Genomic DNA, 23350 nt, shown 5'->3' on the forward strand with positions numbered 1-23350 from the left:
TCCAGGCCGCCGCCCTCACCGGCTCCGCCGTCTGGATCGGCTATGTCAACGCCGATGGCGCCGCCAGCCAGCGCGTCATCGCCCCGGTCCGTGTCGAGGGCGGCTTCGTCACCGCCTACGACCACACCGCCGACGAGGTCCGCACCTACCCCCTGCACCGCATCACGGGCGTGGCGGAACTGGCGGAGGAGGGGGACTGAGCGCCCCTCCCCCCTTTCCCCGCCGATGCGCGACACTGGATGTTTGGCCGCGTAGCGCGGCCAGTGCACCGGGGCCGCCAGGAAAGGGTGAGGCGTGAACGGACCGCTCATCGTTCAAAGTGACAAGACGCTGCTGCTCGAAGTGGACCACGAGCGCGCGGACGCCTGCCGCCGGGCCATCGCGCCGTTCGCGGAGCTGGAGCGGGCGCCCGAGCACATCCACACGTACCGGGTCACCCCGCTCGGGCTGTGGAACGCGCGGGCGGCCGGGCATGACGCCGAGCAGGTGGTGGACGCCCTGGTGGAGTTCTCCCGCTATCCGGTGCCGCACGCGCTGCTGGTGGACGTGGCCGAGACGATGGCCCGCTACGGGCGGCTGTCGCTGGTCAAGCACCCGGTGCACGGGCTGGTGCTGACCAGCACGGACCGCCCGGTCCTGGAGGAGATCCTGCGCTCCAAGAAGGTGCAGCCGCTGGTGGGCGCCCGGATCGACCCGGACACCGTGGCCGTGCACCCCTCCGAGCGCGGGCAGATCAAGCAGACGCTGCTGAAGCTGGGCTGGCCGGCCGAGGACCTCGCCGGGTACGTGGACGGCGAGGCGCACCGGATCGACCTGGCCGAGGACGGCTGGGCGCTGCGGCCCTACCAGCGGCAGGCGGTGGAGGGCTTCTGGCACGGCGGCTCGGGCGTGGTGGTGCTGCCGTGCGGCGCGGGCAAGACCCTGGTGGGCGCGGGCGCGATGGCCGAGGCCAAGGCGACCACCCTGATCCTGGTCACCAACACCGTCTCGGCCCGCCAGTGGAAGCACGAGCTGGTCAAGCGGACCTCGCTCACCGAGGAGGAGATCGGCGAGTACAGCGGGACCAGGAAGGAGATCCGGCCGGTCACCATCGCCACGTACCAGGTCCTCACCACCAAGCGGAAGGGCATCTACCCGCACCTAGAGCTGTTCGACTCCCGCGACTGGGGGCTGATCGTCTACGACGAGGTGCACCTGCTCCCCGCCCCGGTCTTCAAGTTCACCGCCGATCTCCAGGCCCGGCGCCGCCTGGGGCTGACCGCGACCCTGGTACGGGAGGACGGCCGCGAGTCGGACGTGTTCTCGCTCATCGGGCCGAAGCGGTTCGACGCGCCGTGGAAGGAGATCGAGGCGCAGGGGTACATCGCGCCCGCCGACTGCGTGGAGGTCCGGGTCGATCTGACCGAGTCCGAGCGGCTGGCGTACGCCACCGCCGAGACGGAGGAGAAGTACCGCTTCTGCGCCACCACCGCGACCAAGCGGAAGGTGACCGAGGCGCTGGTGGCCAAGCACCGGGGACAGCAGACGCTGGTCATCGGCCAGTACATCGACCAGCTGGACGAGCTCGGCGAGCACCTGGACGCCCCGGTCATCAAGGGGGAGACCAGCAACGCCCAGCGGGAGAAGCTGTTCGACGCCTTCCGCAACGGCGAGATCAGCGTCCTGGTCGTCTCCAAGGTCGCCAACTTCTCCATCGACCTGCCGGAGGCCACGGTCGCCATCCAGGTGTCCGGCACCTTCGGCTCCCGCCAGGAGGAGGCCCAGCGGCTGGGCAGGGTGCTGCGGCCCAAGGCGGACGGCCACGAGGCGCGCTTCTACTCGGTGGTCGCCCGGGACACCATCGACCAGGACTTCGCGGCGCACCGGCAGCGGTTCCTCGCCGAGCAGGGGTACGCCTACCGCATCGTGGACGCGAGCGAGCTGGCGGCGGACGGGGAGGGCAACCGCTCCGGGTCCGATCCGGATGTGGATCTGAGCGGCGCGTAAGGGGGCCTGGGGCGGGCGGGCGGTCAGCGGCGGCGGACGCCGGTCTCCTGGCCGTACTCCCCCAGCACCACGACCCCGAACGCCGCCTCGGCGAACACCTTGAGCGCGCGCAGCGCGTTGCCGAGCGGGTGGGAGTGGGGCGCGGTGCCCAGCGCGGTCGCTCCGGAGCGGCCCGGCGGCGGGTCGGCCTGCGGGGTGGTGAAGGCTGCTGTGGTCATGCCTCCATGGTGGCCATCCGCCTCCCGCCCCACATCGGTCCTCCGACCGAACCGGCGCCACCCGTCCGTACGACTCCAGGTGGCCGCCGTCCCCCTGCGGTGCTACGGGACGGGAGGGCACCCCTAGGGGTCGGCGGTCAGGCCCGGGGCGGACGGGATCGCGGGGGCCTCAGGGGAGGCGGCGGGTGAGGAGCCGGCCGGGCCAGGTGCCGGTGGGGCCGGCCTGGAAGGTGGTGGCGGGCGTGAAACCGTTGCGCTGGTAGTAGGCGACTAGGGCGCCGTCATCGCCCGCCCAGCAGTCGACGCGCAGGAGGCGGACGCCGGCCCGGCGGGTCTCCTCGGCGGCGCGGGTGAGCAGGGCGGCGCCGATGCCCCGGCTGGCGTGGCGGCGGTCGGTGACCAGGAGGCGGACGTAGCGCTCGGGCTCGGGGGCCGGTGGGATCGGCAGGTCGGGGCTGGGGCCGGTGTGGAGGACGAGGGCGCCGACGGGGACGCCGTCCAGCTCGGCGATGTAGGGGGTGTGCCGGGTGGTGTACTCCTCGACCCGGGCCGGTCCCTGGGGGCGCCGGGAGTAGGGGATGGTGCCCCACTGCTCGGTGTTGCCCCGGGCGTTCATCCAGGCGACGGCGGAGTCCAGCATGGCGAGGATGGCGGAGGCGTCGGCCGGGCCGCCGGGCCGGATGCGGAGGGCGGGGGTGGGGGTGCCTGTGCCGGGGGCGGGGGCGTTCTCCATGAGGAGAAGCCTAGGGCTGGGTGATCAGGAGAGGGGCGGGCGAGTTAATCGGTCGCGGGTGGGGGGCGGGGGTGGCTAGAATCGCCGACCTTGCCTGCCTCCCTCTTGGAGCGCCGCCCGCCGGTCGGAAACCGGACGGGCCGTCATGTCATCGTGTCCGGTCAGAGCCGCGCCCGTGGTCGGTGGCGCGGCTCTGACCGGTGTTCCCGTGAACCGCTCTGGAGGGCTTCGCCGTGTCCGCGCATGATCGCCGGGAAGAATCGGAACAGCAGAACGACCCGCTGGCGCGGGAGCGGGCGCATCTGGCGTCCTCGCGGGCCGCGTTGCGGACCATGCGGGAGGAGGTCGCGGCGCTGGACATCCGGGATGTCACGGCGAACTGGGTCAACGCCGAGGTGCTGAGGTCCCAGATCGACGAGCGGATCAAGGCGCTGGCGGACCTGGCGCACACGCCCCTGTTCTTCGGGCGGCTGGACTACGGGGCGGGGGTGCAGGAGGGGCAGCGGTTCCATATCGGGCGCCGGCATGTGCACGACGGGGACGGCGATCCGATGGTGGTCGACTGGCGGGCTCCGGTCTCACAGCCGTTCTACCGGGCCTCCCGGAAGGACCCGCAGGGGGTCGAGCTGCGGCGGCGGTTCGGGTACACGGGCGGGGAGCTCACGGCGTACGAGGATGAGCGGTTGGGGGAGGGAGGGGAGGGAGCTGAACAGGAAGAGGGGGTTTCGCGGCTGATTCAGGCGGAGATCGAGCGGCCGCGCGTGGGGCCGATGCGGGACATCGTGGCCACCATCCAGCCGGAGCAGGACGAGATCGTGCGTTCGGGGCTCGGGGGGACGGTGTGTGTGCAAGGGGGGCCGGGGACCGGGAAGACGGCGGTGGGGCTGCACCGGGTGGCGTATCTGCTGTACGCGCACCGGGAGCGGCTGGCCCGTACCGGGACCCTGGTGGTGGGGCCGAACCGCTCGTTCCTGCACTACATCGAGCAGGTGCTGCCCGCGCTGGGCGAGCTGGAGGTGGGGCAGGCGACGGTGGAGGAGCTGGTCGCCGGGGCGGGGAAGGTCGAGGTGCGGGGGCTCGACGGAGCGGCGGCGGCCGTGGTGAAGGGCGACGCGCGGATGGCGGAGGTGCTGCGGCGGGCGCTGCGGTCGCAGGTGGCGATGCCGGTGGAGCCGCTGGTGGTGGTGCGCGGTTCACGGCGCTGGCGCGTACCGGCGTACGAGGTGGAGGAGATCGTCCGCGAGCTGCTGGACCGGGACATCCGTTACGGGGCGGCGCGGGAGGCCCTGCCGCAGCGGGTGGCGCACACGGTGCTGGTGCGGATGGAGCAGGCCGGGGAGGCGCCGGACGACCGGGTGCAGGACCAGGTGGCGCGGAACGCGGCGGTGAAGGCCCTGGTGAAGGCGGTCTGGCCGGCGGTGGAGCCGGCGCGGCTGGTGTGGCGGCTGCTGTCGGACGCGGAGTACCTGGCCGCGCACGCGGAGGGGCTGCTGGACGCCGAGGAGCAGAAGGCGGTGCTCTGGGAGAAGCCGCCCCGGTCGGCGCGTGCGGCGAAGTGGTCGGCGGCGGACGCGGTGCTGGTGGACGAGGTGGCGGACCTGGTGGAGCGTACGCACTCGCTGGGCCATGTGGTGCTGGACGAGGCGCAGGACCTCTCCCCGATGCAGTACCGGGCGGTGGGGCGGCGCTGTTCGACCGGGTCGGCGACGGTACTGGGGGACCTGGCGCAGGGGACGACGCCGTGGGCGACGGGGAGTTGGAGCGAGGCGCTGGCGCACCTGGGCAAGCCGGAGGCGGTGGTGGAGGAGCTGACGGCCGGCTTCCGCGTACCGCGTGAGGTGATCGCGTACGCCTCCCGGCTGCTGCCGCACATGTCGCCGGGGCTGGCGGCGGTGCGGTCGGTGCGTGAGGCGCCGGGGTCGTTGAGTGTGCGGAGGGTGGACGGGGACGGGGAAGGGCGGGATGTGGAGGTGGTGGCGGCGTGCCGGGAGTCGCTGGGGCGGGAGGGGTCGATCGGGCTGATCGCGGCGGACGCCCGTGTCCCGGCGCTGGCGGCCGCGCTGGAGGCGGCGGGTCTGGCGTATCTCGCGCCGGGTGAGGAGACCACCCCGGACGTACGGCTGACGCTGGTGCCGGCCTCGCTGGCCAAGGGCCTGGAGTACGACCATGTGGTGCTGGACGAGCCGGCGGCCGTGGTGGACGGCGAACCGGACGAGCGCACGGGCCTGCGCCGGCTGTATGTGGCGCTGACCCGTGCGGTGTCCGGTCTGGTGGTGGTGCACTCGGCCGCGTTGCCGCCGCAACTGGCCGCGTAGGAGTGTCGGTTGGCCGGCCGGCGCGTCCTAGTGCGTCGGCTGGAAGGTGCGCAGCCGGAGGCTGTTGCCGACGACGAAGACGGAGGAGAAGGCCATGGCCGCTCCGGCGATCATGGGGTTGAGCAGCCCGGTGGCGGCCAGCGGCAGGGCGGCGACGTTGTAGGCGAAGGCCCAGAAGAGGTTGGCCTTGATGGTGGCCAGGGTGCGGCGGGCCAGCCGGATGGCGTCGGGGGCGGCCCGCAGGTCGCCGCGGACCAGGGTGAGGTCGCCGGCCTCGATGGCCGCGTCGGTGCCGGTGCCCATGGCCAGGCCCAGGTCGGCCTGGGCGAGCGCGGCGGCGTCGTTGACCCCGTCGCCGACCATCGCCACCGAGCGGCCCTCGGCCTGGAGCCGCTTGACGACGTCCACCTTGTCCTCGGGCATCACCTCGGCGATGACCTCCTCGATGCCGACCTCGGCGGCCACCGACCGGGCCACCGTCTCGTTGTCGCCGGTGAGGAGGATCGGGGTGAGGCCGAGGGCCTTGAGGCGGACGATCGCCTCGGCGCTGGTCTCCTTGACGGCGTCGGCGACCTCCAGGACGGCCCGGGCCCGGCCGTCCACGGCGACGGTGATCGCGGTCCGGCCGGCGGCCTCGGCGGCCTCCGTGGCCTTGGCGAGGGTGTCGGGAAGGGTGAGGGACCACTCGGCCAGCAGCTTCTCCCGCCCTACGAGGACGGCGCGGCCCTCGACGACGCCCTGGACGCCGAGTCCGGGGACGTTGGCGAAGTCCTCGGGGGCGGGCAGTTCGCCGGTCCGCTCGGCGGCGGCGCGGGCGACGGCCCGGGCCACGGGGTGCTCGGAGGCGTGCTCCAGCGCCCCGGCCAGCCGCAGCACCTCGGCCTCGTCCTCGGTCTCGGCCACATGGACCGCTTGCAGGGTCATGGTGCCGGTGGTGACGGTGCCGGTCTTGTCCAGGACGGCGGTGTCCACGCTCCGGGTGGTCTCCAGGACCTCGGGGCCCTTGATGAGGATGCCGAGCTGCGCGCCGCGGCCGGTGCCGACGAGGAGGGCGGTGGGGGTGGCCAGGCCCAGGGCGCAGGGGCAGGCGATGATCAGCACCGCGACCGCGGCGGTGAAGGCGGCGGTGGCCCCGGCGCCGCTGCCGAGCCAGAAGCCCAGGGTGGCGACGGCCAGGGCGATCACGACGGGGACGAAGACGGCGGAGATCCGGTCGGCCAGGCGCTGGGCGGCGGCCTTGCCGCTCTGGGCGTCCTCCACCAGCTTGGCCATCCTGGCCAGCTGGGTGTCGGCGCCCACCCGGGTGGCCGTCACGACCAGCCGGCCGCCGGCGTTGACGGTGGCACCGGTGACGGCGTCCCCGGGCCCCACCTCCACCGGGACGGACTCGCCGGTGAGCATGGAGGCGTCCACGGCGGAGGTGCCCTCCAGCACGGTGCCGTCGGTGGCGATCTTCTCCCCGGGCCGGACGGTGAACCGGTCCCCGACCGCCAGTCGCGCGGCCGGGACGGTGGTCTCCCGGCCGTCCTCGCCGAGCAGGGTGACCTGCTGGGCGCCGAGGTGGAGCAGCGCGCGCAGGGCGGCGCCGGCCTTCCGCTTGGAGCGGGCCTCGAAGTAGCGGCCGGCCAGGATGAACGCGGTCACCCCGGCGGCGGTCTCCAGATAGATGTTCCCGGCCCCGTCGCCGCGGGCGATGGTGAGGGAGAAGGGGTGGGTCATGCCGGGCATGCCGGCGGTGCCGAGGAAGAGCGCCCACACCGACCAGAGGAAGGCCGCCGAGACGCCGATGGAGATCAGGGTGTCCATGGTGGCCGCGCCGTGCCGGGCGTTGACCGCGGCGGCTTTGTGGAAGGGCCAGGCCGCGTAGGTGACGACCGGGGCGGCCAGCGTCAGCGAGAGCCACTGCCAGTTGGTGAACTGCCAGGCCGGGACCATGGCGAGGACGATGACGGGGACGGAGAGCAGTACGGCGGTCAGCAGGCGCTGGCGCAGGGTCCGCAGCTCGCCCTCGGCCGCCGCGTCCTCCGCGTCCGCGTGCGGTACGGGGCCGGGGTCGCCCTCGGTGCCGGCCACCGCGGCGGGCGGGGCGGGTGGGGCCGGTTCGCGGGCGGTGTAGCCGGTGGCCTCCACCGTGGCGATCAGGTCCGCCACCGACACCTCACCGGCGAACTCCACCCGCGCCTTCTCGGTGGCGTAGTTCACCGAGGCCTCGACGCCCGCCATCCGGTTCAGCTTCTTCTCGATCCGCGCCGCGCAGGAGGCACAGGTCATCCCACCGATCAGCAGCTCCACCCGGTCGCTGCCCGGTGGCGTGGTCGTGGTGGTGCTCATGAGGGCCGCTCCTCGTCCGCCGACTGCTTTCATACCCCTGGGGGGTATCACTAATCCGCTTCCATCTATACCCCTCCACCGTATCGCCGCGCAAGCCCGTCCGATGATCGGGGAAGGGGGGAGGGGCCGGGGGAGGCGGGTGACCGAAACCGCCGCCGCCGGGTACCCGGACCGCCGATAACCGGACTTCCAGCGGCCCGAAGGCGGGCCGGAGCTGCTTTCCCCCGGTCCGCGCACTAGGCTGGCCATTGGACTAGACCTGTTCCGTGGTCCCGTAGTCCCGTAGCCCCGTCACTCGCCGAGGAATGGAGTCCCCGTGAGCAACCGTGCGGTCCTGGAGGTGATCGCCCTTGACGCCGAGGACGCCATCGCGGCCCAGGCGGGAGGAGCGGACCGGCTCGAAGTGGTCACCGACATCGCGGCGGACGGGCTCACCCCGTCCAGGGAGGCGTACGCCCGGATCCAGGCCGCCGTGGACATCCCCTCGCGGGTGATGCTGCGGCTGGCCGACGGGTTCGCGGCCGGCGGCCCGGAGGACATGGAGGCGCTGGTACGGGCCACCCGTGAGCTGCGCGAGGAGGGCGCGGACGAGTTCGTGCTCGGCTTCCTCGACACCCAGGGGCATGTGGACCTGGTCGCCGTGGAGCGTCTGGTCGCCGAGCTGGACGGGTGCCGGTGGACCTTCCACCGCGCCATCGACCGGGCCGTCGACCGGGACGCCGCACGCAAGCAGCTCGCCGACCTGCCCGGTCTCGACACCTTTCTGACGGCCGGCTCCGCGGCGGGCGTGGACGAGGGCATGGAGCTGCTGCTCGCCGAGGCCGCCCGCTCCGGCGAGCCCGGCTACGAGGCCCGGCTGCTGGTGGGCGGCGGGCTGCGGCTGGAGCACGTCCCCCGGCTGCGCGCCGCCGGGGTGAACGGCTTCCACATCGGCGGCGCCGCCCGGCCCGCCGGCTGGTCCGCCCCGGTGTCCCCGACGGCGGTCCGCACCTGGCGGGCGGCGGTGGACGACCTGATCTGAGCCGCCCGGGGGCACCCACGGACCAGGCGCCCTCCGCCCCGCGCCGCCCCGCTCCGATGCCGACTCCCCGTCCCGGCCGGGCCCCGTCCCGCCGGGCCGGGGAACGGGGCCACAATGAGGGCCATGGCAGCCACCCTCCCGGAGCACCCCGCCCACGACGACCTGCGCCGGCGCTGGGCCGCGGCCGTACGGGACGCCGCCCAAGCGGACCGGGTGGACCGCTACGCCGACGCCCTGCTGGCCCGCTGGGCGGAACCGCAGCGCCGCTACCACACCACCGACCATCTGCTCGCCGTCCTCGACCGGGTGGACGAGCTGGCCGATCACGCCGAGGACGCCGACGCGGTCCGGCTGGCCGCCTGGTTCCATGACGCGGTGTATCTGCCGGAGCGCTCCACCAACGAGGACCGCAGCGCCCGCCTCGCCGAGCGCGCCCTGCCCGAACTGGGCGTCTCCCCCGCCCGTACCGCCGAGGCGGCCCGGCTGGTGCGGCTCACGGTGAGCCATGACCCGGCCGACGGCGACCGCAACGGCGAGGTGCTGTGCGACGCCGATCTCGCCGTACTGGCCGCCGCCCCGGACGCGTACGCCGCCTACGCGGCCGCGGTACGGGAGGAGTACGCCTTCGTCCCCGCCGACGCCTTCCGGGTCGGCCGCGCCGCCGTGCTACGGCAACTCCTGGAGCTGCCCCGGCTGTTCCGCACCCCGCACGGGGCGGACGCCTGGGAGGACCGGGCCCGGCAGAACCTGGGCACCGAGCTGGAGCTGCTAGCCAGCGGGGGCGGTGCGGTCTGAGCCGACCGGGCACCCGGTGCCCGGTCGGCGCGGGCCCGGGGGCATGCTGGGCGGCATGAACGCACCCCTCGCGCCCGTCGAGGCGCTCATCGTGGTGGACGTCCAGTCGGCCTTCGTCTCCGGTGCCGGGGCCGTGCCCGGGGCGGCGCGGCTGCTGGACCGGGTGGAGGGGCTGCTCGCCCGGGCGCGGGCGGCCGGGGCGCTGGTGGTGCACCTCCAGAACGACGGCGCCGAGGGCGAGCCCGACGAGCCGCGCACACCCGGGTGGGAGCTCCATCTCCCCGTACGGGGCGGGGAGATGGAGGTGGTGGTGCGGAAGGCGGAGGACGACGGCTTCGAGGGGACGCCGCTGGAGGAGCTGCTGGACGGGGCGGGGGTGCGGGCCCTGGCCGTCTGCGGGGTGATGTCCGAGATGTGCGTGCTGGCCACCGCGCGCCGGGCGCTGCGGCTGGACTACCGGGTCGTACTGCCGCACGACGCCCATGCGACGTACGACATCCCTGCCGCCGAGGGCATCGGCGAGGCGGTCCCGGCGGCCACCGCCTCCCGGGTCGCCGAATGGGCCCTGGGCGACGAGGTGGAGGTCGTCCCCTACGCGGCGGAGGTCGCGTTCGCCGCCCCGGGCCCCGGCTGAGCGAGGCCGAGGGCGGCGGCTCAGCCCTCCGCCGCCTCCGACTCCAGTGCCTCGGCCGGCGGCTGGAAGCAGGCCATCACCAGTTTGCCGTCGGAGCAGGGCCGGACCTGCCAGGTGTCGGCGAGCGCGTCCACCAGGAACATCCCCCGCCCGCCCAGGCGTTCGTTGTCCGGCGGGCGCGCGACCGGGAGCTGGGTCGAGCCGTCGTGCACGGCGACATGCAGGCAGCTGGTGTCCCAGGTCAGCACCAGCTGAGCCGAACTGTGGGCGTGCACATGGGCGTTGGTGACCAGCTCGGAGACGGAGAGCAGCACCGCGTCCACCGTCTCGGACGCCTCCTGCCCCCAGCCGAGCGAGTCCAGGTGCGCCCGCGCCCAGTCTCTGGCCTCCTTGGCCGTGCTGGTCATCGGCAGGGAACGCGCCCAGCCCACCGCCCGTACCGACGATCCGCCCATGCTGGTCCTCCCTGCTCGGCCACCCGGTGTCCGGGCCCGGTCGATCGGTTCGTCCCGCTCCGTCTACCCGGGGGGAGTCGAAGCATCCCGGGGACCTCACCCGGACCCGGGTTCGAGTCCGTCCCCGCGCCGGCCGGCCGCGGCACCGGTCCCACCCGCTCCCGTACGGGCCCCGACGAGCCCGGCCGGCACCGCCGTACCGGCCAGCGCGCCGCCCAGCCACAGCGCGGCGGCCACGCCGAAGCCGTCCGCCGCGCGACCGCCGAGCAGCGCGCCGAGGGCGATGGCCGCGTTGAACACGGAGGCGAAGAGCGCCGATCCGGTCTCCCGGTCGTCCGGGGCGGCGGCCATCACCCAGGACTGGGCGGACACCGACACCCCGCCGTACGCCAGGCCCCAGACCACCAGCAGCGCCGCGCCCAGCGGCGGCAGCAGCGGCACGGTCAGCGCGAGCAGCCCGCTCAGCACCAGCAGGGTCACCCGCGGGGAGCGGGCCGCCGCCCGGCCCGCGGCGAAGTTCCCGGCCACGCCCGCCACCCCGTACACCAGCAGCAGCGCCCCGATCGCCCCGGCGCCCACCCCGCGGGTCTGCTCCAGCACCGGCCGGACATAGGTGTACGCGGCGAAGTGGCCGGTGACCAGGAGCGCGACGACCAGCAGGGCGGTACGCGGCCCGGGCTCCCGCAGCAGCCGCGGCGCCCCGCCCAGCCGGACCGCGCGCTCGGCCGGCAGCGGCGGCAGCGCCCGCCGCAGCACCAGGGCGACCAGCCCGCCCAGCACCGCGGTCACCGTGAACGCGGCTCGCCAACCGCCCAGTCGACCGATCCAGGTACCGGCCGGTACGCCCAGCACGGAGGCGACCGCGATCCCGCTGAAGACCAGCGCGGTGGCCCCGGGCACCCGCTCGGGCGGCACCAGCCGCGGGGCGAGCCCGGCCGCGACGGCCCACACCCCGCCCATGGCCAGCCGGCCCGGGCCGAAGGCCGACCCGGGGCCGGAGGGCTGGCGCCGCGCGGTCACGGCACCCGGGCGATCAGGACAGCGGATCTCCGCCGCGGCGCTTGGGGCGGCGCAGTCCGGCATCCGTCAGCCGCCGCAGCAGCTCCTTGGAGCCGACCTCCACCGCGCCCGCCGCGACCGCGTCCGCGTACCGCTCGCTCGGCACGTCGTAGTGGTCCCGGTCGAAGGCGCGGGCGGGGGCGCCGATCGCGGCGGCGAAGGCGTGCAGCTCCTCGTAGGAGGCATCGCTGACCAGGTGCGACCACATCCGGCCATGGCCCGGCCAGGTCGGCGGGTCGATGTACAGGGTCATCCGGCCGCCCCCGGGCGCCCGGCGGCGGATGGGGTGGCGTACGCGGTCACGACAGCCCGCCGACCGGGGCGACCACCACGCCCGCCTTGCCGCACACCCAGTGCGGGTCCTCGCCGAGCTCCGGTTCGACGTCCAGGGCGTGCGGGTCGCCGGAGGCGCAGACCGGGCAGAGCGGCCAGCGGCCGTACCGCTCCAGCAGGGCGTCCTGCACGTCCTGGGCGACCAGCCCGGCGACGAAGGCGGCCCCGTCCGGCCACTGCTCGACCCACCAGCGCCGGTGCGTCACCGCGTCCTCCACCAGCGAGACGACCTCCGCCTCGGCGACGTTGCGCGCCATCAGATCGGCGAGCACCCGGGCCCGGGCGGCGTGCAGGGCCTGCTCCAGGGGGTCGAGCGGGCGGGAGGGGTCGGTGGGGGCCATAGGGCCATTGTCTCCCCAGGTGGGCAGGGGTTGACGGCCCCCACGGCCGGAAATATTTTTCAGAGGTGATGAACGAGGTGAAGGAAAGTTTCAGGGAGGGGGGCGGCGATGGCGACGGCGCCGCCCCGCGCCGGAGGACGGAAACGGCCGCCGCCGCTCCCGCCCCCGCCGCCCTGACCGCCAAGGTGCGCACCCTGGCGCCCTCCATGACCCGCTCGATGCAGCGGGTCGCCGAGGCCGTCGCCGCCGACCCGGCCGGGTGCGCCGCGCTCACCGTCACCGGGCTCGCCGAGCTGACCGGCACCAGCGAGGCGACCGTGGTGCGCACCGCGCGGCTGCTCGGCTACCCGGGCTACCGCGATCTGCGGCTGGCCCTCGCCGGGCTCGCCGCCCAGCAGCAGTCCGGCCGCTCCCCCGCCGTCACCGCCGACATCGCGGTGGACGACCCGATCGCCGAGGTCGTCGCCAAGCTGGCCCACGACGAGCAGCAGACCCTCGCCGACACCGCCGCCGCACTGGACACCGTCCAGCTCGGGGCGGCCGTCACCGCGCTCACCGCCGCCCGCCGCACCGACATCTACGGCATAGGCGCCTCCGGGCTGGTCGCCCAGGACCTGGCCCAGAAGCTGCTCCGGATCGGCCTGGTGGCGCACGCCCACCACGACCCGCACCTCGCCGTCACCGGCGCCGTCCAGCTCCGGGCCGGGGACGTGGCCATCGCCATCACCCACTCGGGCTCCACCTCCGACGTCATCGAACCGCTGCGGGTCGCCTTCGACCACGGGGCGACCACCATCGCGATCACCGGCCGCCCGGACGGCCCGGTCACCCAGTACGCGGACCATGTGCTGACCACCTCCACCGCCCGGGAGAGCGAGCTGCGCCCGGCCGCCATGTCCTCCCGTACCAGCCAACTCCTCGTCATCGACTGCCTGTTCACCGGTGTCACCCAGCGGACCTACGAGACCGCCGCACCCGCGCTCGCCGCCTCCTACGAGGCCCTGGTCCACCGCCGCGTGCCGCGCGGCCTGCGCTAGTCCCCGGCCCCCGGGCCCCGTACCGCCCGTACGCCCCCGTACGACCGAAAGCAGCGCCCGCACATGAACCCTGACGAGCTCGCCTCCCTGACCACCGAGGCCTTCCGCCCCGAGCTGGCGGAGATCGACACCCTGCCCACCGCCGAGATCGCCCGGCTGATGAACGCCGGGGACCAGTCCGTACCCGCCGCCGTCGCCGACCAGCTCCCCCGGATCACCGCCGCCATCGACGCCATCGCCGAGCGGATGGCCCGGGGCGGGCGGCTGGTCTACGCGGGCGCCGGCACCGCGGGCCGCCTCGGCGTCCTGGACGCCAGCGAGTGCCCGCCCACCTTCAACACCGCGTCCGGCCAGGTGGTGGGGCTGATCGCGGGCGGCCCGCTCGCCATGGTGGAGGCCGTGGAGGGCGCCGAGGACTCCGCCGCGCTCGCCGAGGCGGACCTGACGGCGCTCGGCATCGGCCCGGACGACACCGTGGTCGGGGTCTCCGCCTCCGGCCGCACCCCCTACGCCATCGGCGCCGTCGAGCACGCCCGCGCCCGGGGCGCGCTCACCGTCGGGCTGTCCTGCAACCCGGGCAGCGCGCTGGCAGCCGCCGCCGAGCACGGCATCGAGGTGGTGACCGGCCCCGAGCTGATCACCGGGTCCACCCGGCTGAAGGCGGGCACCGCCCAGAAGCTGGTGCTCAACATGGTCTCCACCATCACGATGATCCGGCTCGGCAAGACGTACGGGAACCTCATGGTGGACGTGCGCGCCTCCAACGAGAAGCTGCGCGCCCGCTCGCACCGGATCGTCGCCCTGGCCACCGGCGCCCCGGACACCGAGATCGAGGCGGCGCTCGACGCCACCGACGGCGAGGTCAAGCAGGCCATCCTCACCCTGCTCGCCGGGGTGGACGCGGACACCGCGGCCGGGCTGCTCACCAAGTCCGGCGGCCATCTGCGCGCCGCGCTCGACGGCTGACCACCACTGACAGTCCAGGCCGCTGCGGGGCAGCCGAGTGGGCGCGAGGCGCCGCCCGCGGGGTGGCTCCGCGCCCCCGACCGCTTCGGCCGATAGCGCAACCGAGTGGGCGCGGGCGGCGTCCGGCGTGCGCGCCCCCTCCCCGTACGCCCGCGCTGGCACCATCCGCGCCATGACGACGACCGACCCCCGGGCCACCGCCGCCGCCCTGCTGCCGCTCGTCGGCGGCGCGGCGAACGTCAGCTCCGTCGCCCACTGCATGACCCGCCTCCGGCTCGGCCTGCGGGACCGGGCGCTGGTGCGGGACGCGGAGGTCCGGGCGCTGCCGGCCGTGCTGGGCGTGGTGGAGGACGAGGCGACCGGCACGTACCAGATCGTGCTCGGCCCGGGCACGGTCGCCCGGGTCGCCCCCGCGTTCGAGACCCTGGTGGACGCCGAGGGCCTGGCGGCCCGGGGCGAGGCCATCCGGGCCGGGCAGCGGGCCCGCAACGCCACCCCCGGCAAGCTGCTGCTGCGCCGGATCGCGGCCGTGTTCGTCCCGCTCATCCCGGCCCTGATCGGCTGCGGGATCATCGCCGGGCTCACCGGGCTGCTGGTGAACCTGGGCCGGCTGCCGGGGCTGACTCCGGCGCTCACCGCCACCGCCTCCGGCTTCATGGCGCTGATCGCCGTCTTCGTCGGGATCAACACCGCCAGGGAGTTCGGCGGTACGCCCGTCCTCGGCGGGGCGGTCGCCGCCGTCGTGGTCTTCCCCGGCGTGGCCAAGGTGGAGGTGTTCGGGCAGCAGCTCTCCCCCGGCCAGGGCGGGGTGCTGGGCGCGCTGGCCGCCGCCGCGCTCGCCGCGTACATCGAGAAGTGGTGCCGCCGCCATGTCCCCGAGGCGCTGGACGTGCTGCTCACCCCCACCCTCACCGTCCTGGTCGCCGGACTGGCCACCCTCTACGGGCTGATGTACGCGGCGGGGGCGGTCTCCACCGCCATCGGCACCGCCGCCGACCGGCTGCTGGCGGGCGGCGGCGCGGTCGCCGGGGCGGTGCTCGGCGGGCTGTTCCTGCCGCTGGTGATGCTCGGGTTGCACCAGGCGCTCATCCCGATCCACGCCACCCTGATCGAGCAGCAGGGGTACACCGTGCTGCTGCCGATCCTCGCCATGGCGGGCGCGGGCCAGGTGGGGGCGGCGGCCGCGGTGTACGTACGGCTGCGCCAGGACACCGCGCTGCGGCGCACCATCCGCTCCGCGCTGCCGGCCGGGCTGCTGGGGGTCGGCGAACCGCTGATCTACGGGGTGTCGCTGCCGCTCGGCCGGCCGTTCGCCACGGCCTGCGTGGGCGGGGCGTTCGGCGGGGCCTTCGTGGGGCTGTTCGGGATGCTCGGCGGGACGGTCGGCGCCACCGCGATCGGCCCGTCCGGCTGGGCGCTGTTCCCGCTGCTGGACGGCGGGGGCGGGCTGACCGGGACGACGGTGGCGGTGTACGCGGGCGGGCTGCTGACCGGGTACGTGACGGGGTTCGCCGCCACGTACCTCTTCGGTCTGAGGGGGATCACCGGAACCGGGGGAGCCGGGGAGGACGCCCGCCCGGACACCGCGCTCAGCCCCGGCCCGCCACCTGCTCCCGGATCGTGACCCGCCCCTTCCTGATGGTCGCCAGCCGGGGTGCCCGGCGGGCCAGCGCGGTGTCATGGGTGACCATCACGAAGGTCAGCCCGTTGTCCTCCCACAGCGTCTCCAGCAGGTCCATGATCTCGTCGCGGGTGGACTCGTCGAGGTTGCCGGTCGGCTCGTCGGCGAGCAGCACCGCGGGCGACTTCACCAGCGCCCGGGCGATGGCCACCCGCTGCTGCTGGCCGCCGGACAGCTCGCCCGGCAGATGGCCGCGCCGCTCGCCGAGCCCCACCGAGGCCAGCACCTCCCCGGCCCGTTCGCGCCGCTCGCGCGGGCGCAGGCCCAGCGGGACGAGCGCGGTCTCCACGTTCTCCTGGGCGGTGAGCGTGGGCACCAGGTTGAAGCCCTGGAAGACGAACCCGATCTTCTCGGCCCGTACCCGGGTGAGCCGGGACTCGGGCAGGGTGGCCAGGTCCACGCCGTCCAGCAGCACGCTGCCGCTGTCCGGCCGGTCCAGTCCGCCGAGCATCTGGAGCAGGGTGGACTTCCCGCCGCCGGTCGGGCCCTGGATGACCAGGCGCCCGCCGTCCTCGATGGCCAGGTCGACGCCGTCCAGCGCCTGGACGGTGGCCTTGCCTCGCCGGTAGCGCTTGGTCACGCCACTGAGCTGGTACATCTGCTTCTCTCCTGTCGTGACTGCCGTGACGGCCGTGACTGTGATGCGAAAGGGGAGCGGGACCCGGTCAGGCGATCCGGCGCAGGGCGTCCGCCGGCCGCAGCCGGGAGGCCCGCCAGCCGCCGAACGCGCCCGCGACCAGTCCACCGGCCACCGCGAGGCCCACGGCCAGGCCGATCGCACCGAGCGACACCGGCGCGGTGAGCGCGATGTCCACCGCACGCCCCGCCGTCTGGCGCGCCGGGCCGCCGCCACCGAACCCACCGCCGCCGAACCCACCGGTGCCGCGGCCCAGTTCGGCGGTGAGGGTGGGCCCGAAGGCGGTGACCGCCCAGGCTCCGGCCAGGCCCAGGGCGATACCGAGCGCGCCGCCGATCAGTCCGTTCACCAGCGCCTCGCCGACCACCTGGCGGGTGACCCGGCCGCTGCGCCAGCCCAGCGCCTTGAGGGTGCCGAATTCCCGCACCCGGCGGCTGACCGCCGAGGAGGTCAGCAGCCCGGCCACCACGAAGGCGGCGGCCAGCACGATGACCGAGAGCCACCTGCCGACGCCGGAGGCGAGGTCGGCGGCGGTGGACAGCGAACCGGAGACGGTGTCGGCCAGGTCGGCGGAGGTGGTGACCGTGGTGTCCGGGACGTTCTTCTGCACGGCCGCCTTCACGGCGTCGATCCGCTGGGAGTCGGTGGCACGGACGTAGACCGTGGTCACCTTCCCCTTGGCGTCCGCCAGCGTCTGCGCCTGCTTCAGCGGTACGTACACATTGGCCGCGGCGTCCCCGCTGTCCGCGGTGGCGATGCCGATGACCGCGTACGCGGTGCCGGAGACGGTCAGCTTCCCGCCGACCTTGAGCTTCTGCTCCTTGGCGTACGCGCTGTCCACGACGGCGACCTCGGCGTCGGTCTCCGCGGCCTTGAAGGTCCGTCCGGAGGTGATCGACGAGGAGGTCAGCGGGCCGAGGTCCTGCTGCGCCACATCGGTGCCGAAGAGGGTGTACGAGTTGACGTCGAACGCCGCGCCACCGCCCCGTACCCGGTCGCCGCCGCTCCCTCCTTCCCCGCCGTCGCCCCCGCGGCCGCCGCCGGGCGGGGTCTGCCCCGGCTCGATCTCGCCCCGGGTGAACTGGCCGTTCACCTTCATCACCCGCGCGCTGAGCCCGCCGACCGTGTCGGCGACCCCGTCCTGGTCGGCGACCTTCGCCACGGTGGAGTCGGCGAGGGACTGCCCCTGCACGATGACCATGTCCGAGCTCTGGTCGCTGTCGTCGCCGCTCTCCTTGGCGTCGAACTCGAAGCGGGGCCGTCCCTGCGCCTGCCCCTCGCCCGGTGGCTCGGCGGCCTTGGTGACGGTCATGTCGGTGCCCAGCCCGTAGAGGGACTGGAGCACCCTCGCCTGGGCCTGGCTCATCCCCTCGGAGACCGCGCCCACGACGATGACGAGCGCGATTCCCAGCGCCAGTCCGGAGGCGACGACCAGCGCCGCCTTCCTGCGACGGCGCAGTTCGCGCCGGAGGTAGGTGAAGAACATGGCGTGACGGTATGGACGCGCCGTGATGGGCGGTTAAGGCGCGGCTGAGAGCCGGATGAGAAGCGCGCCGGGCGGCCGGGCCGCCGAGGACCCGGCTCCCGGCGGCCCGGGGCCCGGCTCCCGGCGGCCCGGTACCGGTCATCGGCGGGCGATCGCTTCCAGCGGTTCCGCCGCTCCGGGCTCCGCTCCCTCCGCCGTCCCGGTCCCCTCGCAGGCCGCGGTGTGCAGCAGCTGGGTGACGAGCAGTCCGGTGGACGCCTGGCTCAGTGCGGTGGCGGCCCGCAGCAGCCGCTCGTGGTCGTCGGCGGGCAGGGACAGGGCGACGCAGGCGGTGTCATGGCCGGGCAGGGTCAGCGAGAGCGCCGCGCAGACATTGTGCGGCGAGTATTCGAGCAGGTCGAACTGGACGGCGCGCGGCCCGTGCCGGTCGAGGGCGTCGAACAGGGCCCCTGGGTCGGTGATGGTCCGGGAGGTGAGCGAGACCGGGCGGTGGCGGGCCAGGTGCTCCAGCCGGGCCCGGGGGTCCAGGTCGGCGAGCAGCGCCTTGCCGACGGCGCTGGCGTGCCCGGCGTCGGCGAACGGGACGCCGATCCGGACGGGCGGCGCGCTGCCGCTGTGCGAGGACCGCGCCAGGGCGATCTCCCCGTCGGTGTAGGTGCTGAGGTAGACGGCGGCGCCCAGGCGGTCCCGCAGCATGTCCAGGGTGTGCTGCATCAGCCGGTCCTGGGTGCCGCCGTCGGTGGCCATCTCCAGTACGGCTCCGGGCCGGTGCGCCCCCTCGACGGTCTCGACGAAGAACTGCCGGGTCAGCCAGTCCACCAGCCAGGAGGCCGCGCTCAGGCTCATCCGGGTGCGGCGGGCCAGGTCCCGGGTGGAGATCCCGTCAGCCTGCTGGATGTGCAGCAGCAGGTCCCGGGCCCGCAGGGCGTGGGTCTGCCAGACCGGCGGTTCGGCGGGGAGGGCGACGCGGTCCCGGCTGAGGTCGGTGAGGTGCGCGGGGCGCAGCACGTTCGGCGACCAGCGCGGTGCGCCGCCGTCCTGGGTGACCGCGTCCGCGCGGGCCGCGGCGACGGCTCCGGCCGCCACCATCTCGAGGTACGGGGAGGGGGCGGGCGACGCCGGAACCGGGCCGCCCTTCCGGTCGCTCCCGACGGCCCGCAGCAAGGGCCGGGGGGCCGCCGTCGGCGGGGACGGCCGGTGTGCGGCGGGCGGGGGCTGCTGGGGGGCGGGGACCAGGGCGAGGCGGCGTCCGCGGCCGGGCCCGGGCGGGGTGTTCGACGCGAGGGGCCGCGCTGCCAGGGGGCGGCCCGCCGCCAGCCCGGTGCGCACCTCGTCGTGGAACTCCACGTCCTGGACAGCCTCTTGGGACGGCGCGCCCCTTCGGTCGCCCGCCCACCCCGGCGGTTCCTCGGACGGCGTACTGCTTCGGTCGCCCGCCGGCACCCGTGGTTCCTCGGACGGCCCGCTGCTTCGGTCGCCCGCCCGCCCCGGTGGTTCCGTGGCGGCCAGCAGCCGGCGGGCGTCACCGTGCCCGTGCCGGGCCGCCTCGGCGACCAGGTACGCCACCTCGGCGGCCCAGTCGCCCCCGTCGCCCCCGGCCCGCAAGGCCACCACGGCCAGCCGGAACAGCGCGCCCGGGTGCCCGGCCTCGGCGGCCTCGCCCAACCAGCCCGCCGCGGCGGCCAGTTCGTTCCGCCGAAGGGCCCGGGTGCCGAGCCGGTACCACGAGTTGGCCTCCTGCTGGTCGGCGGCCGACGGTCCGGGTGAGCCCGGGTCGGCCGGTACGGCGTACCCCTCCGGACGGTCCCAGAAGTCCGGCTCCCCGGCCAGTTGCCGCCGCAGCTCCCGCAGCTCGGCCGGGAGCGCCGTCCCCGGGCCGCCGTCGTCCTGGTTGAAGCGGCTCACGCCCGTCACCCGTCCTTCTCCATGTCGTGTGCCTGTCCTCGGTCGCCCTGCCCGTCCCGGATGTGCAGGGCCAGTCGGCGCCGCAGGTCGTTCAGCGCCCGGTGCCGATCCCCCTGGACACGGCCCTTGGGTATGTCCAGTCGCCCGGCTATCTCGGCGTCGGTGAGCCCCCGGCTCTGCATCCGCACCACCTCCCGGCACCGGCTCGCCGGCATCGCCTCGATCGCGGGCTCCACCAGGTCCTTCATCGGATCGATCTCGCCCGCGGTCTCCCCGCCCTGCGCGAGAGCCTCGATCGCCGAGTCCTCCACCGCCGTCTCGACCTCGCTGCGGACCGCGCTGACCGCGAGGTTGTACGCCGTCCTGTACAGGTACTTCTCCAGCTCCACGCCCCCCGTCAGCTGCCCGGCCCGCGCCCGGTCGAGAATGCGAAGGAAGGCCTCCTGCACCACGTCCTGGCACGCCTGGGCCGAGAGCCTGCGGCGGAACCGCCCGTGCAGCCGCAGCGTCAGCGAGCTCGGGTAGCCGCGCTGGTACAGATCGTCCAGCCGCTGGAGCAGACGCGCTTCCGGCGCGCACTCCCCCTGCGCCGGGGACGGGCCGCCGGCCGGCGTGGCACTCGGCGCCACCGCCGCCGCCCGGGCCTCCTCGTTCACCACCGGCGGTCCGCTTCGCCCGACGGCTTGCCCGGGCCGATGGCCGGAACGGGCGCCACCCGGACGGCCACCGGGGCGGCCCCGCCGACGGCCACCTCGACCCGTACCCCGTCGGCGGTCCCGGGCCCGCACGGGCACGGCGCTTCCGGCTCGCGGCCGCCGCGCCGGGAAGGCAGACCGTCCTGGCTCGCCCGCGCCCAGGCGAACAGCGCGTGCACCGCGCTCACGGCGGCCGGGATACACCCGAGCCACTCCAATGACGGCGTCATGACAGTGCGTCTCCATCCGGTGGGAAGGGGTCCGAAAAGGCGCGGCTCGCGCCCTGCCCCCTAGACGCCCCAGCCACCCCCGTTCTCCCACCGGTTTCGGAAAACGCCGAAGATGAACGTTTCCGCTCGGGGGGCGCTCAGGGGAGATCGATGGCGCACAGGGAGCGGACCGATGAGCACTCGCGCGCGACGGCGCCCGCGCGCCCACCCACGACCCCCAAGCGCAACCCCGCCCCTCGCTTCCACGCCGGAGAACGCCCCCACCCGCCCCCCAGTCCCCCACCGGGTCGGCCTCAGCAGACCCCGCGCACCGGCGAGGAGCTACTCCCCCGGCTCCGATCGGGCGTGCGCGGCGGTGATGTCGGTACGCGAGCCGACGTTCAACTTCCGCATGATGCGCGCCACATGGTGTTCGACGGTCCGGGTGGACAGCACCAGGCTCTCGGCGATGTCCCGGTTGGCGCGGCCCTGGGCGACCAGCCGGGCCACCTCCTGCTCACGCGGCGAGAGCCGGTCGCCGTAGCCGAGACGCCCGCGGCGGTGCGTGGTGACCACGTCATGGCGGCGCAGCAGCCGCTGGCAGCGGGCCACATCCCAGCGCGCCCCCAACTCCCGGTAGGCCTCCACCACTTCCCGCATCACCTCCACCGCGTCCTCGGCGCCGGCCCCGTCCCCGGAGTTCGCGTCCAGCAGGCAGCGCCCCCGGGCCTCCGCCGCCCGGGCCGCGTCGAAGGGGCGGGCCAGGCGGCGCCACTCCCGCTCCGCCTCGGTGAGCAGGGCGGCCGCCTCCCCGTACCGCCCCTCCGCCTCGGCCAGCAGCGCCTGCGCCACGGTCAGCGCGGCGTGGTCGGCGGGGGCGTCCCGGTCGGCGGTCCCGGCGGCGAAGTCCGCCACCAGCCGGTGCGCCCGCTCGCCCTGGCCGCTGGCGCACAGCGCCTCCACGGCGGTCGGCACCAGTTCGCCGCCCCACACCCAGCCGCCGGTCCGCTCCAGCCGCCGCAGTACCTCCTCCACCGCCTCGCTGGCCTGCCCGGGGCGGCCCGCCTCCAGATGGACCCGGGCGAGCGCGGCGGCCGAGGCGGTGAGGATGACCCCGGTGTCGTAGCGGGTGGTGCGGGCGGCGGTCAGCAGGTCGCGCCGGGCGCGGGGCACATCGCCGAGGACGTGCAGCGCGGTCAGCCCGCGCACCAGCATCGCCTCGGAGGTGAGGTCGGGTATCTCCTGGTAGAGCCGGGTGGTGCGGTCGGCGTCCTGGTGCAGCCGCTCCCACCGCCCCGCGTGCCAGTCGATGACCAGCCGGGCGGTCTCGGTCAGCCCCTCCAGATACGGGCTGCTGGAGTCGGCGAGCCCGGCGGAGGCCCGGTCCAGATAGCTGCGGGCCCGGTCCGCGTAGCCGAGGGCGACGGCGGCGTGCGCCAGGTTGGTCCAGCCCCGGGCGAAGTGCGCGGCCTCCATGGCGGAGTCGGCCGGGGCGCAGAGCGCGTCGGCGGCGGCCCAGGCCCGCCGGTCGCCGAGCAGCATCAGCGCGGTGGCCCGGTTGGCGGCGATCGCGGCCCGGGCCACCGGGTCGGTCACCCGGTCGGCGAAGGCCTCGGCCCGCTCCAGCCAGGCCTGGTGGCGGGCGATCGGCCAGCCCTTGATGGAGGGGATGGCGGCCACCACCATGGCCCGGGCGGCGGTCTGCGGGTCGGACAGCTCCAGGTCGGGGATGGCGAGCGCCACCTCGTTGAGGCTGTCCAGCGCGCCCCCGCTCTGGTTGCGCAGCACCACGCTGAGGTGGAGCCGGATCTCACCGCGCAGCCGAGGCGGCGGGTCGTCCTGGTCCAGCACCCGGCGTACGGCTTCGACCACCGGCTCCCCGGCCCGCGCCAGCTGCGCGGTACGGGCCAGCTTGGCGGCGGCCCTGATCCGCCCCTCGGGCCGCGGGTCCTCCTCCACGACCTGGGTGTACAGCAGGGTCGCGGTGGCGTAGTCGCCCTCGGCGGCGGCCCGGTCGCCCGCCGCGACCAGACAGCGCAGGCCCTCCCGTACCCGGCCGCCCGCCCGGTACAGCCGGGCCAGCTCGGCCAGCGGCAGCGGCCCGTCCCCGGCCCGGTGCAGGGCGCGGGCGGCCCGCAGGCTCAGCCAGGCCAGCCGGGGCCCGGGCACCTCCTCGTAGGCGGCCTGCCGGTCCAGCGGATGCCGGAAGACCGGGTACGGGCCCTGGGCCCGCAGCACCGACCCCCGTACGGCGAGGTGGGCGGCCTCCTCGGCCCGCTCGGGCCCGATCCCCGCGACCTCCCCCAGTACGCCGACGGGCACCGCCCGGTCCAGCACGGCCGCCGCCTGCACCAGCCGCCGGGCGTCCTCGGTGAGCCGCCCGTACCGCAGCGCCAGCTCCCGCCGCAGCCGCACCGGCACCCCGACCGCCCGCACAGCCTCCAGCACCGCCCCCGACCCCGACCCCGCATGCCAGGCCTACGTCCCGGTCTTCAGCTCCGCCGAGCAGTTCC

General features: G+C 75.2%; 22 protein-coding genes. 9 read left to right on the forward strand and 13 right to left on the reverse strand.

Translation table 11 applies throughout. The features are described from left to right. Together M1O15_RS30415 and M1O15_RS30420 are read left to right on the forward strand one after the other, a co-directional pair. Window positions 1-200: WYL domain-containing protein (locus M1O15_RS30415; protein WP_248637462.1), on the forward strand; the 200-nt coding region annotated here is incomplete at its 5' end. A 94-nt stretch (window positions 201-294) separates the two neighbouring features. After that, window positions 295-1986: a DNA repair helicase XPB gene (locus M1O15_RS30420; protein ID WP_248637463.1), complete on the forward strand. Its 1692-nt coding sequence runs from the start codon at window positions 295-297 to the stop codon at window positions 1984-1986. Between the two features lie 23 nt (window positions 1987-2009). Here the strand turns inward: M1O15_RS30420 and M1O15_RS30425 are convergent, their stop codons facing one another. Beyond that, window positions 2010-2204, reverse strand: a complete 195-nt coding sequence (locus M1O15_RS30425) for a hypothetical protein (RefSeq protein WP_248637465.1) — start codon at window positions 2202-2204, stop codon at window positions 2010-2012. Window positions 2205-2373: 169 nt separating this feature from the next. After that, window positions 2374-2937, reverse strand: coding sequence for a GNAT family N-acetyltransferase (locus tag M1O15_RS30430; protein ID WP_248637466.1), 564 nt, complete (start codon window positions 2935-2937; stop codon window positions 2374-2376). A gap of 233 nt (window positions 2938-3170) precedes the next feature. Here M1O15_RS30430 and M1O15_RS30435 point away from each other — a divergent pair, with 233 nt between their 5' ends. Further along, a complete protein-coding gene (locus M1O15_RS30435; RefSeq protein WP_248637467.1) occupies window positions 3171-5252 on the forward strand; it encodes a HelD family protein in 2082 nt (693 codons plus the stop codon). A 27-nt stretch (window positions 5253-5279) separates the two neighbouring features. Here M1O15_RS30435 and M1O15_RS30440 read toward each other — a convergent pair whose 3' ends face one another. Beyond that, window positions 5280-7583, reverse strand: a complete 2304-nt coding sequence (locus M1O15_RS30440) for a heavy metal translocating P-type ATPase (RefSeq protein WP_248637468.1) — start codon at window positions 7581-7583, stop codon at window positions 5280-5282. 316 nt (window positions 7584-7899) lie between these two features. Here M1O15_RS30440 and M1O15_RS30445 point away from each other — a divergent pair, with 316 nt between their 5' ends. From M1O15_RS30445 to M1O15_RS30455, 3 genes are all read left to right on the forward strand, one after another. Beyond that, on the forward strand, window positions 7900-8604 hold the full coding sequence (locus M1O15_RS30445) for a copper homeostasis protein CutC (protein WP_248637469.1): 705 nt from the start codon (window positions 7900-7902) through the stop codon (window positions 8602-8604). Between the two features lie 123 nt (window positions 8605-8727). Then, window positions 8728-9399 carry an HD domain-containing protein gene (locus M1O15_RS30450; protein ID WP_248637470.1) on the forward strand — a complete coding sequence of 224 codons (672 nt, stop codon included), beginning with the start codon at window positions 8728-8730 and terminating at the stop codon, window positions 9397-9399. Window positions 9400-9454: 55 nt separating this feature from the next. Continuing rightward, window positions 9455-10033: an isochorismatase family protein gene (locus tag M1O15_RS30455; protein WP_248637471.1), complete on the forward strand. Its 579-nt coding sequence runs from the start codon at window positions 9455-9457 to the stop codon at window positions 10031-10033. A 20-nt stretch (window positions 10034-10053) separates the two neighbouring features. On the opposite strand, the gene M1O15_RS30460 is transcribed toward M1O15_RS30455, so the two are convergent. From M1O15_RS30460 to M1O15_RS30475, 4 genes are all read right to left on the reverse strand, one after another. Then, entirely contained in the window at window positions 10054-10488 is a 435-nt protein-coding gene (locus tag M1O15_RS30460) for an ATP-binding protein (RefSeq protein WP_248637472.1), read from the reverse strand. Between the two features lie 96 nt (window positions 10489-10584). Next, window positions 10585-11508: an MFS transporter gene (locus tag M1O15_RS30465; RefSeq protein WP_308282428.1), complete on the reverse strand. Its 924-nt coding sequence runs from the start codon at window positions 11506-11508 to the stop codon at window positions 10585-10587. A gap of 13 nt (window positions 11509-11521) precedes the next feature. Beyond that, window positions 11522-11800: a DUF4031 domain-containing protein gene (locus tag M1O15_RS30470; RefSeq protein WP_248637473.1), complete on the reverse strand. Its 279-nt coding sequence runs from the start codon at window positions 11798-11800 to the stop codon at window positions 11522-11524. 46 nt (window positions 11801-11846) lie between these two features. After that, window positions 11847-12221, reverse strand: a complete 375-nt coding sequence (locus M1O15_RS30475; RefSeq protein ID WP_248637474.1) for a DUF8819 family protein — start codon at window positions 12219-12221, stop codon at window positions 11847-11849. 65 nt (window positions 12222-12286) lie between these two features. Here M1O15_RS30475 and M1O15_RS30480 point away from each other — a divergent pair, with 65 nt between their 5' ends. The 3 genes from M1O15_RS30480 (at window position 12287) to M1O15_RS30490 (ending at window position 15848) form a co-directional block, all read left to right on the forward strand. After that, window positions 12287-13258 (forward strand): MurR/RpiR family transcriptional regulator, encoded by a 972-nt coding sequence (locus tag M1O15_RS30480; RefSeq protein WP_372499626.1) that lies wholly within the window; start codon window positions 12287-12289, stop codon window positions 13256-13258. A gap of 63 nt (window positions 13259-13321) precedes the next feature. Then, on the forward strand, window positions 13322-14224 hold the full coding sequence (gene murQ / locus M1O15_RS30485) for an N-acetylmuramic acid 6-phosphate etherase (RefSeq protein ID WP_248637475.1): 903 nt from the start codon (window positions 13322-13324) through the stop codon (window positions 14222-14224). Between the two features lie 172 nt (window positions 14225-14396). Beyond that, complete coding sequence (locus M1O15_RS30490; protein WP_248637476.1) at window positions 14397-15848, forward strand: PTS transporter subunit EIIC; 1452 nt, start codon at window positions 14397-14399, stop codon at window positions 15846-15848. Here M1O15_RS30490 and M1O15_RS30495 read toward each other — a convergent pair. From M1O15_RS30495 to M1O15_RS30520, 6 genes are all read right to left on the reverse strand, one after another. Next, window positions 15814-16503, reverse strand: coding sequence for an ABC transporter ATP-binding protein (locus M1O15_RS30495; RefSeq protein WP_248637477.1), 690 nt, complete (start codon window positions 16501-16503; stop codon window positions 15814-15816). The two genes, M1O15_RS30490 and M1O15_RS30495, sit on opposite strands and share 35 nt — an antisense overlap. A gap of 67 nt (window positions 16504-16570) precedes the next feature. After that, window positions 16571-18028 carry an ABC transporter permease gene (locus tag M1O15_RS30500; RefSeq protein ID WP_248637478.1) on the reverse strand — a complete coding sequence of 486 codons (1458 nt, stop codon included), beginning with the start codon at window positions 18026-18028 and terminating at the stop codon, window positions 16571-16573. A gap of 138 nt (window positions 18029-18166) precedes the next feature. Next, a complete protein-coding gene (locus M1O15_RS31750) occupies window positions 18167-19942 on the reverse strand; it encodes an IclR family transcriptional regulator domain-containing protein (protein WP_248637479.1) in 1776 nt (591 codons plus the stop codon). After that, a complete protein-coding gene (locus M1O15_RS30510; RefSeq protein ID WP_248637480.1) occupies window positions 19939-20592 on the reverse strand; it encodes an RNA polymerase sigma factor in 654 nt (217 codons plus the stop codon). The genes M1O15_RS31750 and M1O15_RS30510 overlap by 4 nt, the downstream gene beginning before the upstream one ends. After that, window positions 20586-20816 carry a hypothetical protein gene (locus tag M1O15_RS31755; protein WP_248637481.1) on the reverse strand — a complete coding sequence of 77 codons (231 nt, stop codon included), beginning with the start codon at window positions 20814-20816 and terminating at the stop codon, window positions 20586-20588. The genes M1O15_RS30510 and M1O15_RS31755 overlap by 7 nt, the downstream gene beginning before the upstream one ends. A gap of 363 nt (window positions 20817-21179) precedes the next feature. Beyond that, window positions 21180-23285, reverse strand: coding sequence for a helix-turn-helix transcriptional regulator (locus M1O15_RS30520; RefSeq protein ID WP_248637483.1), 2106 nt, complete (start codon window positions 23283-23285; stop codon window positions 21180-21182). Window positions 23286-23350 lie beyond the last annotated feature (65 nt).

It is taken from the genome of Streptomyces lichenis (assembly GCF_023218175.1).
GTDB classification, from domain to species: domain Bacteria; phylum Actinomycetota; class Actinomycetes; order Streptomycetales; family Streptomycetaceae; genus Streptomyces; species Streptomyces lichenis.